Raw genomic sequence first — 11600 nt, forward strand, 5'->3', positions numbered from 1 at the left:
CGACACGTGCAGGCGGGTCTCCCGGCAAGACCACAAGTGTGTCTTGCTCCCCCGAGGACAGTTCACGAAAGAGAACAGTGAGTGTGAGTTCGGGCGGCGAGCCGTCCGCGGATGGAGGCGGGAGGCAGTCACGGCTGGTGCACCCGACAAGAACGAAGCACGTCAGGGCGATCGATCTGATGCGCGCTCTCGGAGTCATGACTTCTTGATGTGCAGGAAACGCGTTTAGAGCGAGAGGCTCCGATCGTGGAACGCGTTGTTCTGTCGGCAGGTTCGAAGGACCCACCACCGCGCTGCACTCGCGTATCGGGCGTGACAATCGCGGGAGGTCTTATCTTGCGTCTCGTTACGCCCAGCTACACCTTCAAAATGTCAGCACGTCTTCGATTTCTGCTGCTTCAGGTCCGAAATCCGGGGGATCCGATGATTCCTCAGGAGGTGGACTGTTTTGCGTGGGCGCTGGGATGTGGCACGGAACAGATTCACGTCTTCGACCTGTTGACGGGAGTCCCGACTCGTTCGCAGATTGCGGCGGTCGATGCCGTGCTTCTGGGTGGGAGCGGCGACTATTCGGTTGCGCGAGGTGGCCCCTGGCTTGAGGCCGCGCTTGATGCCATGCGCGATCTGCATCGACTATCGAAGCCGACGTTCGCCTCCTGCTGGGGATTCCAGGCGATGGCGCGCGCGCTGGGCGGAGAGGTCGTGACAGATCCGTCGTGCGCCGAGCTCGGGACTGAAGAACTACGGCTCACCGCCGAGGGTGAGCGAGATTCCGTTTTTGGACCGGTCGGCACTCCGTTCCTTGCCCACGTGGGACATCAGGACACGGTCACCGCGTTGCCTGCCGACGCCGAACTCCTCGCATCGACAGATCGCGTCACGAATCAGGCGTTCCGGATTCGCGAGAAGCCCATCTATTGTACCCAGTTTCATCCTGAGCTTACGATCGCATCCATGGTGGAGCGACTGGAAGCGTATCCGGAATACATCCCGAAGATTCTCGGCATCCCGCTTGCGGAGTTCGTTGCAGAACTGAGGGAGACTCCCGAAGCCAACGGGTTGCTCAGGCGTTTTGTGGAGCACGCTGTGATCGGCAGATAAGTCGGTGTCGGCTATCGACGCGCCGTTGTCCGCCAACCGATATCCAACCGATCACTCGATGACACTGAACAGCAGCTCCCTCCCCTTACGAACGTCAATGCGGGCTTCAAGACGCGTCAGAAGCGAGAGTAGACCGGCCACGAGCCGGTTCACAAAAACGAAGTGCGGCGATCCTACCGGTTCGCGGTGCTTGAATGCTTCCCGCCCTGTGACCTTTGGAAGCAATTCCTTGAAGCCGTCGAGCATGTTGCTGTCGCCGAAGTCGTAGCTGTCCTTGCGGTACGGTGTCACGATGATCTGTCCGAAATCGTGGATGAGCTCTAGCAGGTAGGCCTCCTGCTCTGCATCGAAGCCATCCTGCAGGATCTCGAGCGCCCGGTACTGCCGCATCAGCGTTTCCTCGTCGTCCTCGAGACGAGCCCGAAACAGGCGCAGCAGGTCGTCGCGAAACGAGCGCGGAAAGACCTTGACGCAGCCAAAGTCGAGTACACCAATCTTGCCGTCGCGACGGAACAGAAAATTACCGGGATGGGCATCGGCGTGGACTGTCAGGTTGTCCGCGGCCACCTGTTCGTGAACGAAGTCAAACAGACGCTGGCCGAACTGGTCGCGCCGCTCCTGGGACGGGTTGGTCGCAAGAAAACTGTCGAGGTGAAGACCCTCAACGAACGTCATCGTGAGTACCGTTTGAGTGGTGAACTCCGGTACCCATCTTGGTGTGATGACGCGCTCGTCTTGGTACTGCCCGGCGAAGAACTCGATGTACTTGCCTTCCTGCAGATAGTCCGTCTCCTCCCAGAGATGCACTCGAACCTCTTCCAGGTAGGGTTCAATTGAGCTACCGCCCATCACGCGCTGCGCGATTCCCCGGATGACACGCAGATCCGATTCGATACTCTCGCGGACATTGGGATACTGGATCTTGACGGCGGCTGCGCGGCCGTCCGGAAGGCGCGCGCGATGGACCTGTCCAAGCGAGGCAGCAGCCAGAGCCTGTGGCTCAAAGGACGCAAACACGTTCTCCGGGTAGTCGCCGAGGCTCTTGCGGATGAGGGATCGGACGAGCCCGGAGTTCATGGGCGGCACCTGATACTGCGCCTGGGATAGCACCGTGGCGAACTCTTCGGGGAGAATGCCCGGATTGATGCTCATCCCCTGCGCCAGCTTTAGCGCCGTGCCGCGGAGTTTGACCAGCTCCTTGAAAAGATCCTGTGCATTGCGGCCGTGGAGATCGCTACGTTCTGTCTCCGCGTCTCCCGCGCCGACCGATCTTCGTGCCAGGTAGCGGGCGTAGTTCGCACCTATCTTGAGGCCCGTCTTCGCCGCGATCTTGCCTCTGCCGAGACGGGAAGACGGGAACGACTGCTCCTGATCCGAACGGTCTTCCGTCATGCTTCCGGCTGGTCTCGTTCGAACATGTCACCGATAAGCGGGAGTCGGTCCAGCGGCAGGTATCCGGCTTCGACGGCATAGCGCACGAGGTCGACGGCGCGTTCGGGGACGCGGTTGGTCATGATCTCAGACAGAAGCGCAAGGACACGGTCGATGAGAGCAGTCGCTCGTGCTCGATCGCTCGATTCATCCTTGAGCCAGGTGCTGATCATCTGCACGATAGCCTCTGCGATGACGAATCGCGTCACGTCGGTATCGACGACGACGTAGTTGATACCGGGTACGTTCGGAGCGAGGAGCACCGTCTTCAGCACCTCTCGAAGGCTATGATGGAACTGCGAGCCGAAGCCGGCGGCCTGGTGTTCAAAGGTGGCCTGCACGAACGGGAGACGCGACTCCAGCACATCCAGAAGCATGAAACAGAACGTGCCGAGGCGGTCTTGCAGCGGCAGTGCATCGAAATCGGGAATGCCGGCGACCTGATCTGCAACGCCGGTGACGGCATACGGATACCAGGCACGGATCACTTCGTTGACGTTTTCAAAATGGGGATCAAACGCCTTTCGCTCGACGCCGGCTCTCTCGCACATGGCCTCGGGCGTGAGGTTCGTCGGATCGTCGATGTAGGCGTCGACGGTGGTCTCGATGATGGCAGTTCGGGTGATGTCCATGCGCTTGCTTACGGACGATGTGCGAGTTCGGTTCGCATCTTCACCAGGGATTGTGGGGCGCCGGGGCGGTGCGGCGCACAGTTTCTCCGAGCCTATTAACATCGTTTTCGCTTGCTGTCGCGGAACCGTCGCGATAGCTTGATTGTCTGAATGCGTCGCTTCCGCGGGAGGAAGCGTGCATTAACGTGCCCGTAGCTCAGCTGGATAGAGCGTCTGACTACGGATCAGAAGGTCGGGAGTTCGAATCTTCCCGGGCACGCAGAGGGCTCCGATTGGCTAAATGCTGATCGGAGCTTTTGTGTCTTTCAGGGTCGTTGATAGGACTCTCGGAGGCCGCGGCTGACGGGGCGATTGCGGATTCATCCCGCGACTGATGAACCGTCTGTCGGCGAACAAGCTTGCCCGGCACGCCAGAAGAACGCCTCATACAAGACCTTGAGGGTCGATTAGGTGGCGTCTGACGTTCGCGCCGCCCCCGGTGTTATGACGACTGCGGAACACCTGTGTAACATGAATCGGTCCCCCCTTCTCTCCCGGCGGCCCGACCCGACGCACAACTCCATCTTCTCCTTCATGGCTATGGGACGGACGTGCGCGCCAATCAGAGGTCTTACTGCATCCTCAGCTCTGCCAGACAATTGCGGTGACAGGGTCCCTAGTACATTGCCGGGAGGGGAATACCTGTCAGCATTCTTCCGCATACTGAAAGAACATCCAGATGCGCGATCAACGGCCGCTGTTGCAGCGAGGACGAGTTCGTGCCGTGTCGCGCGGGTATCGCTCCGGCAATTCTACCGGCCAATATCATGCGCATCGAAAACGACCGAAAATGGATGAACCCGAAGATCGCTGTCCTCCTGATCCTTGCGCTTCCCGGGTGTGACATACTTGGCATCGGTGGAGGCGAGTCTTCGACGTGTGGAGAACGCGTGGAGGGCAACTGGGAAGTTGAGGAGGGTTATCTCTCTCCGGACCTCGAGCTGGACTGGGAAGGCTTTGAGAGCGCGAGTGTGAGTAGCGAAGTGCGTGGGGATCGACGGATTGTGTCGGGCTTCGTCAACGTGGACGGAGTCTGTCCGACACACCATCCAGATTTCGACTTCTACGTCAAGGTCGACAAGGATGTGGAGGAATCTGTCGAAGTTCGACTCGTTGTGGACTGGGCGTTTCTGTATCAAAAGATAATCGAGGCGAGCACGACGAAAGATGTCGGACTCCATGTTCAGCTCGAAGGAAGTGGAGATGTCGGATTGAAACAGGCCTTCGATCCCCAGGAAGCGTGGTTCTTCGCGACACTGGAAATCTCATTCCCGACCTTGGGTAGTGACGAGTCAGATGGCGACTTCGTCGCCCGACATTTTGAAGCCTTCGGCATGCGCGCTTTCTGGCGGAAGTACAAGCCGCCGAGCTAAGGGTTGCAGTCCTAAGGATGTAGCGGAGGGCTGGATTGGCCGGCCACATTGTAGGGCCGCAGATCATCACCGAAGTATATGACCGTACCTACACCGCACCTACACGAAGGTGTACCGGCCCCGCAGCGTACGAAGCGCCCCCGGGTCGCCGATGAAGGTGATCCTGTCGTTCTCGCGTAGTACAGCGTTGCCGCGCGGCACAATCATCAGATCGCTCCGACGGATGATCGCCACAAGCGAGTTCTCCGGCAATGTGAGCTCGCTGAGCGATTTGCCGATCAGATCAGCGGTCTGATCTGACGAACTCAGGCGAAGCGTCAGGTAGTGCGCGTCTTCGAGCAGGAGCTCCTTCAGATGCGCCGGACTTTGCGCGTTGATCCAACTCTTAAGGAAGTGATCCTCATCGATACGGTTGGCGAGCTGCGCGAGCATCCTGAGATGCTGGCCGTGATCTTCCTCGGGACTCACGAGCAGAAAGATCGCGTGGACGAGCTGCGTCGCTTCCTCTTCTTCACCAAGAGCATCGACGACTTCCATTCGAAGACCCGACCTGGACCGCGCCAGGACCATCTCAGGCTGATCAAGCCCCAGGATATGCAGGTGTGGCAAGGCGGCGCCCTGCGCCACCGGTGTCGCTCCTGTCTTCGTTCCCTGCAGGAAGCCCGCCTCCAGTTTGTCTGCCGGTATCGGCAGACGCTCACCCAACACTCGAGCTGCTCTGGCTACCAGATCCTCGAATGACTCGTTTTCGTTCATCTCGATGATGCGGGCCCGCGACACTATCTCATTGAACTGGTCGTCGACGCGGAGGCCCTTCTCTTTCAAGATCGTCCGGAATTCCTTGTCGAGACCTTCGTACTGTCGCTGGCCAAGGCGCTTGAACCAGTGGTAGATCGCTCCGTCACGAACCACGTGCGGACGTGCATATCTGAAATACCAGACTAGGCACACTACGACCACTCCAAGCGTGAAGAGTATGGATAGCCAGCCCATGTAGATGATCAGTATGAGCGACGTTAGAACTCCCGCCACCTGCATCCACGGATAGAGCGGAGAACGGTATCCAGGGTCGTACGACGGAATCCGGCTCTCCCGCATGACCACAACTGCGAAGTTCACGAGCATGAATATGAACAGCTGGAAAGCGCTGGCGAGTTTGGCGATCCCTTCTTCGTCGAGCACGAGAATGAACACGATCATGAGCGCGCCGGTCGCTACGATCGCTATGGACGGAGTGTGAAACCGACCGAGCCGGGAGAAAAGCGCGGGCAGAAGTCTGTCGCGCGACATGGCCAGCGGGTAACGCGACGCCGACAGCACGCCCGCATTACCGGTGGACGCGAAGGCGGCGAGTGCGGCCGCCACGATTAACACAAGGCCGAACGGTTTGGGCAGCCACCCGAAAAAGGCCTCGGACGCGGTAGCCACAGGTGTCAGATCGGAATGAAAGGACACAGGATCGAGCACCGCCACCATGATGAAGACGCCGGCGGCGTATACGAACGATGTGGAGGCGAGCGACAGCATCATACCGAGTGGAATGTTGCGCTCCGGGTTCTTCACCTCCTCGGCTACGCTGGCAACTTTCGTCAAGCCGGCATACGAAACAAAAATGAACCCTACGGTTGATAGGAGACCCTCCAATCCAAACTCGACGAACGGCGTGAAGCGGGCGCGTGTCACATCACGAGGCTGGTCAAATATGATCTCGTGGAATCCCTGGGCGATGAAGAATGCCATCACTGTCAGGAGAATCACGACGAGCCAACGTTGCAGGCCGCTCGTTTCCTTTGCTCCGATGATGTTGATGCCGACAAAGATCACCGTCAGGCCGATCGCCACGGGTTTGATCGGCAGCTCGATAAACAGTGCCGCGTATGCACCGATTCCGATGAGCGCAAAGGCGGTCTTCAGAGTGAGTGCCAGGTAGGTGCCCAGGCCACCGATGGTGCCGAACATCGGTCCGAGGCTCCGGTCGAGGAAGTAGTACGTGCCTCCGGCCCGCGGCAGCGCGGTGCTCAACTCGGCCTTGCTGAACATGGCCGGAAGAATGAGAACGCCGGCAATCAAATAAGCCAGCACGACCGACGGGCCTGACTTGGCCGCAGCAAGTCCGGGCAGGAGGAAGAATCCGGAGCTGAACATGGCGCCCGTACAAATGGCGTACACGTCGAACAGCCCTAGATCTTTCTTCAGTCTCTCTGACTTCTTCAGTACTGGCATGATCGGCAGCAGGAGTTAATGGACGCTGCCAAGGTACTGAAAAGCACGGATTCTACGGACCCGGGGAGCGGCATCGGTCGAACAGCAGCGACCCACTTTGTGTCAGGTCACGGACGCATCGCCTCACGGGCGAGCGCCAGATTCTCGGTCGCATTCGCGTGATCGGGGTCGGCGCGCAGCGCGCGAGTGAACAGTTCGGCGGCTGCGGCGAGATCGCCACGCATCGCGACGATGACTCCCAGATTGTTGTACGCGTCGGCATTGTTCGGGTCGAGCTCGAGGGCTGTTCGATACGCTGATTCGGCTCCCTCAAGCCGGCCGAGGTCTTTCAGGACAACGCCGAGTTCATAATGCGCACCGGGGTGCGCGCCATCCAGGCGGACAACCGTTTCAAGTTCCCGCCTCGCCTCGGCCTTGCGACCGAGATCAGACAAAAGAATTCCGAAGGCCATGCGCACGGCGGGATTTCCCGGCGCAAGGCGAACCGCCTCCTCGAAGTGGGTCAGCGCTTCCTGGTCTCTACCTTCTCGCCGAAGCAGCGTCGCTCTCTGATGATGGGTTTCGAAATCCTCCGCCGTGGTCTCTACCGCAAGGTTCACCAGGCGCTCGGCCTCATCGTGCTTACCCGCCCACAGCAACACGTTCGACAGGCTCTTGAGTGCAAGCGCGCGCGCCTGATCGTCCACACTCTCCTCCACTCGCCTGCTGATCTCGGCGATGGCGGCGTCGGTCCAGGTCGGGGCAGGAACGACGGCTCCGTCCCGAGCCATCTCGTCGACGATAGCCAGGGCGAGCATTCGGTTGCCCTCGATGGTGGGATGCACGTGATCCAGAAACGATCCTGATCCGGGAATGCCATCCGGCGATTGCTCATCGACCATGTGGGCGAAGTCGACGAAGCCTGTGCCATTTTCCCGGGCTACGTCGGCGACGATCCCTCGCACCGGCGAAAGAGCACGGAGCGGCGCTATATCCTCGTCGCGGGCGGCAATGAACGCCCGGCGCGCTTCGTCTATCCTGCCAACTGCGCGAAGGGCCCGTCCCTGCTGATACAGCAACTCGGCATCCCGCGGGTCGAGCGCCAGCGCCCGCTCGCCGATCAACACGGCTTGCGAAGCGTTGCCTTCGTCCATGGCCGCGACCATGTCACGCTTGAGCGCGCTCACCTGTTCGAGGTCCCCTTCGCTCATCCCTCCGCTCGGATCGGCCTTGAACGGAGAGAAGTCCGCGATATTGGAGGCCGGCGTCACCAGAATCATCCGGGCGCCCGCCCGCTCGGCGATGCGCGTCATGCGTTCCAGACTCGTTCGCAAGTGGTCGAGGACCGCGCCCCGCATCTCGTCGTTGCGATAATAATCCTCCGGGCCCACCGAACGATCCAGCACGGCCTGCACTTCGGTCGAAAGCACGTCGCCGCGCTCGTACGTGAAGTCAGATAGCGCGCTGTACAGCCGCATCCGGGAGGCCAGCGAAGCAAGATCTCGCACGAACTCGGGCGTCTTCAGAAGCTTGCCATACGTCCGTTCTTCCAGGAACTCGTTATGTCCCGTATAGACGATGAACATATCGGGGTCGTATTCAGCGAGGGCTTCCATCAGCCTAACCACCCGGTAGCTCGCGTAGCTGATTCCTCCCGCGTTGATGACCTCCCACTGACGACCGGGATCGACCGCCGGAAGAAAGGCGCGGAGCCAGCCGCAGAATGACGTTCGATCGTCATATGGACGCCCGTAGGTCGTCGAGCCGCCGAGACAAAAGAGGCGCGTTACGCCAGGCGACTTCCGCGCCGGGAACTGCTGTGGATTGAACCACCGCAGCTTGTTCGGCGCGGTCTCAAAGACTCGCTCTCCATCCGGCATAGTGCGTTCGACAAAGAGCGGAGAGTAGCCGGAGAACCCGACGTACGGGTCGGCGCGCTCGTACAGCGGCACCACTCCGGCGGCCATCAGGATCACCTCGATCACGACGAAGAACGCCAGGGCAACAACACAACCCAGCGCGAGCCTTTTGACAAAATCAACCATTGTCGCCACGTCCCGGGAACTGCCGCTTCCTCCCATTACCTTCGACGCCTATCGGACACCGAGGAGCCACCACCAATGTCCGCGGTGTCGCAGGAGAAATTCCTGTCTTCATCATCCAGCTAATTGAACGAAAAGATAGGCCCGACCGTGCTGGATCGCCTACCGGTTGTCGCCGCACTTGCCATGTTTGAAGAACTGGAATCCGGATTCAGAATGGTCAAGATGCTGCTGACTGCAATTGAGAATAGGAGAGACACTCCCCGGCCGTGCAACGCCGTCCCGGAATCCGTTCTGTCCGTGCCGTGATTGCCGCGCCCGATCCGTTGGATGTGCATCCCGGAACACACGAATATGCTCCTGATCTCAAAATCGCCGCGCTGCCAATTTGTTGTGACGGAGTTCAGAGGACCGATCCATAAAACGCTCTTTCGGCACGTATTACGCATGCGTCATGCTTACTGCAAGCGATATTCATATCATCTATGTTGAGATGAGCAGTAATGCAGATGCCGCGTCTGCATATACCTGCACGAGCCGGACAGATCATCATACATGTGAAGTCCGCCTCATCACCCGCGCCTACAACTACACAAGAAGAAACTCGCCCTATGGCCCGCACCAACTATTCGTACGCAAAACGCCAGAGAGAAAAGGCCAAAAAGAAGAAGAAAGAGGAGAAGCGCTTGAAGAAACTCGGCAAGCGTAATGATCAGACGACCGACGAAGATGCGCCCGCCGATAGTGGCGAGGCCGACGCCGACAAAGCCGAGTAATAGCCTCCTGTTGACTACCTCGATCGGTGCACCGGGCGTCGCGTCCCACTGGGCCAGGTATGCCTGGCGATGAAGACGAGTAGACAGACTGTGCCGCGCGGAGGCGACCCTCACGATACCGTGGCCATGAAAAGCCTTCAGCTCTTGATCATGGGCGTTTGCCTAACGGCGTTGGGTTCCTGTCGGGCTTCCGAGATCCTCACGGCGACTCCGCCCCACATCGACCATAGCTTCAAGATCGAGTTCACGCCGTCGCGGGTTCAGTTGATCAAGGAGTACGCTGAACTCCACTACAGCGACTACTACCGCGAGGTGTACGGTTCGCCGGACTTCCCCGGCCTCGAGATCGATCCAAAGGTGATCGTCGTGCACTATACCGCCGGGGCGACGCTGCAGGGAGCTTTCGATACGTTCGCACCAGAAACGCTGGGCGGCAGACCCTATCTAAATCAAGCCGGGGCGGTCAACGTGGGGATTCAGTTCATCGTGGATCGGGACGGAACCATCTACCAGGTGCAACCCGACAACTATTTCGGGCGGCACTGTATCGGACTGAACCACAGCGCGATCGGGTTCGAGAACATCGGCCGCGGCGATATAACGGAAGCCGCTCTGAGAGGCGAGGGTCAAGGTGATGATTTACTGACGCGAGCACAGCTGGAGTCGAACATCGAATTAATTCGATATCTGAAGCAGAAGTATCCGGGTATCGAGGTGCTGATCGGACACTCGGAGTATCGGCAACTGGAAGAGCCGTCGCATCCAGGACACCGGTTCTTCCACGAGAACGATCCGGAGTACCGCACGGTCAAATCGGACCCGGGGCCCAACTTCATGGCGGCACTGCGACGAGAACTTGGCGACATGCTCAAGGCGGACAGCGACGGTCAGGTCTTCAAGTGATTTGAAGGGGCGCTCTTCCGCTCTTGACTCGCAAAACGGCTCCGGCGCTGCTGCGCTTACAAGCGCCTTTTGGCCCCTGTAAGCGTCCAGACGTCGTTCAACGATAGCCAGAGGTCTTCACCTCATCACGACGGAATCTCGATAGCCTCGTGCGAAGCGCCGGATCCTATACGGACGTCTTACACAAGGCCTCATATTCGCACTCTAGAGCACTCTCTGTCTGAAGCTCGATCTCCCGCTTTGCTGAGGTGCGGCGCGGTCAGCCCCCCCGCTGATGCCTTTTTGAGCCGTTCCTACACCAAGGCAAGGGAAAATCCTACAGCGACATTCGTCCATTCCCCGTACAAATAGGGCGGGCGTCTGCAGGAGCCATGAGTGTCGCCCTTCACACTGGCAGAACAGACTACTTCATTGCCAATTCTTGCCCAGGCAATCCTGCTCACAGACGACCCCACGGTGTCTTGGCCCGGAAGGCAGTCGGGCACGCAGGACGACCCTTCTCGACGCTCAACAACTCCAGACTTCTATGGCCTCACAAATGACTCGATGCTATTTCGACAGCCCACGTCACACGTCTTATCCGATGACACGGACAGTCGTGCGAGCTGCTTCGTACTTCATCCTCCTGATCGCGCTTGCCATACCGTCGCGGGCTCAGACCGGCGACATTAGTGTTCGTGGAACGGTAACCGAGTCCTCGTCGAGTAGCCCGCTCGCTCGTACAAGCGTCACGATCACACGTCTGGTCAACGGGACTCCGAGATCGACGCAAGTACTTACCAACGACCTTGGCCAGTACGTCCTCAATGCGACGACGCCCGTCGCGATTGAGGACGCTGAGGCAACGCTGCGGGACGAGTATTGGGTTGAGCCAGCATACCCAAACCCGTTTCCGGCCGGAAGTGGTACGCTCCGGCTTCGCTACGGAACTCCGGGGGGCCACAGGTCAGACGCGCAGTTCGAGATGTTTGACGTCCTGGGTCGCCGCGTGGACTCCGACGCCGGGTTGTCAGCAGGCATCTACTTCTACCGCGTCCGAGTAGGGAAGGATGTGTCGATGGCCCGCAGTCTCGTCGTAGTCGGGTCCGGACCGATCAAGGT

At 59.4% G+C, this 11600-nt stretch carries 10 protein-coding genes and 1 tRNA gene; 7 read left to right on the forward strand and 4 right to left on the reverse strand.

Annotation, left to right across the window (positions count from 1 at the left end):
* The first annotated feature begins 369 nt into the window (after positions 1-369).
* The gene (locus HKN37_13635; protein ID NNE47691.1) at positions 370-1101 is read left to right on the forward strand and encodes a type 1 glutamine amidotransferase; all 732 of its coding nucleotides are present in this window, start codon (positions 370-372) and stop codon (positions 1099-1101) included.
* Positions 1102-1152: 51 nt separating this feature from the next.
* On the opposite strand, the gene HKN37_13640 is transcribed toward HKN37_13635, so the two are convergent.
* Positions 1153-2493 (reverse strand): AarF/ABC1/UbiB kinase family protein, encoded by a 1341-nt coding sequence (locus HKN37_13640; GenBank protein NNE47692.1) that lies wholly within the window; start codon positions 2491-2493, stop codon positions 1153-1155.
* Positions 2490-3164, reverse strand: a complete 675-nt coding sequence (locus HKN37_13645; protein NNE47693.1) for a TetR/AcrR family transcriptional regulator — start codon at positions 3162-3164, stop codon at positions 2490-2492. The genes HKN37_13640 and HKN37_13645 overlap by 4 nt, the downstream gene beginning before the upstream one ends.
* 185 nt (positions 3165-3349) lie before the next feature.
* Between HKN37_13645 and HKN37_13650 the strand changes: the two genes are divergently transcribed.
* Together HKN37_13650 and HKN37_13655 are read left to right on the forward strand one after the other, a co-directional pair.
* Positions 3350-3423: transfer RNA gene (locus HKN37_13650), tRNA-Arg, on the forward strand.
* 547 nt (positions 3424-3970) lie between these two features.
* A complete protein-coding gene (locus HKN37_13655) occupies positions 3971-4576 on the forward strand; it encodes a hypothetical protein (GenBank protein ID NNE47694.1) in 606 nt (201 codons plus the stop codon).
* Between the two features lie 99 nt (positions 4577-4675).
* On the opposite strand, the gene HKN37_13660 is transcribed toward HKN37_13655, so the two are convergent.
* Together HKN37_13660 and HKN37_13665 are read right to left on the reverse strand one after the other, a co-directional pair.
* Positions 4676-6799 (reverse strand): amino acid permease, encoded by a 2124-nt coding sequence (locus HKN37_13660; GenBank protein ID NNE47695.1) that lies wholly within the window; start codon positions 6797-6799, stop codon positions 4676-4678.
* A 107-nt stretch (positions 6800-6906) separates the two neighbouring features.
* Complete coding sequence (locus HKN37_13665) at positions 6907-8823, reverse strand: tetratricopeptide repeat protein (GenBank protein ID NNE47696.1); 1917 nt, start codon at positions 8821-8823, stop codon at positions 6907-6909.
* Positions 8824-8946: 123 nt separating this feature from the next.
* Between HKN37_13665 and HKN37_13670 the strand changes: the two genes are divergently transcribed.
* The 4 genes from HKN37_13670 to HKN37_13685 form a co-directional block, all read left to right on the forward strand.
* On the forward strand, positions 8947-9129 hold the full coding sequence (locus tag HKN37_13670; protein ID NNE47697.1) for a hypothetical protein: 183 nt from the start codon (positions 8947-8949) through the stop codon (positions 9127-9129).
* Between the two features lie 302 nt (positions 9130-9431).
* Positions 9432-9596, forward strand: coding sequence for a hypothetical protein (locus tag HKN37_13675; protein ID NNE47698.1), 165 nt, complete (start codon positions 9432-9434; stop codon positions 9594-9596).
* Between the two features lie 237 nt (positions 9597-9833).
* Positions 9834-10499: an N-acetylmuramoyl-L-alanine amidase gene (locus HKN37_13680; protein NNE47699.1), complete on the forward strand. Its 666-nt coding sequence runs from the start codon at positions 9834-9836 to the stop codon at positions 10497-10499.
* 583 nt (positions 10500-11082) lie between these two features.
* A partial coding sequence (locus HKN37_13685; GenBank protein ID NNE47700.1) for a T9SS type A sorting domain-containing protein occupies positions 11083-11600 on the forward strand: 518 nt, incomplete at its 3' end.

The sequence above is a fragment of the Rhodothermales bacterium genome (genome assembly GCA_013002345.1).
In the GTDB taxonomy this organism is placed as follows: domain Bacteria; phylum Bacteroidota; class Rhodothermia; order Rhodothermales; family JABDKH01; genus JABDKH01.

Bases quoted from the DNA above. Each gene is read 5' to 3' on its own strand.
- HKN37_13635 (NNE47691.1), top strand. From the start codon at position 370: ATGTCAGCACGTCTTCGATTTCTGCTGCTTCAGGTCCGAAATCCGGGG.
- HKN37_13640 (NNE47692.1), bottom strand. From the start codon at position 2,493: ATGACGGAAGACCGTTCGGATCAGGAGCAGTCGTTCCCGTCTTCCCGT.
- HKN37_13645 (NNE47693.1), bottom strand. From the start codon at position 3,164: ATGGACATCACCCGAACTGCCATCATCGAGACCACCGTCGACGCCTAC.
- HKN37_13655 (NNE47694.1), top strand. From the start codon at position 3,971: ATGCGCATCGAAAACGACCGAAAATGGATGAACCCGAAGATCGCTGTC.
- HKN37_13660 (NNE47695.1), bottom strand. From the start codon at position 6,799: ATGCCAGTACTGAAGAAGTCAGAGAGACTGAAGAAAGATCTAGGGCTG.
- HKN37_13665 (NNE47696.1), bottom strand. From the start codon at position 8,823: ATGGTTGATTTTGTCAAAAGGCTCGCGCTGGGTTGTGTTGTTGCCCTG.
- HKN37_13675 (NNE47698.1), top strand. From the start codon at position 9,432: ATGGCCCGCACCAACTATTCGTACGCAAAACGCCAGAGAGAAAAGGCC.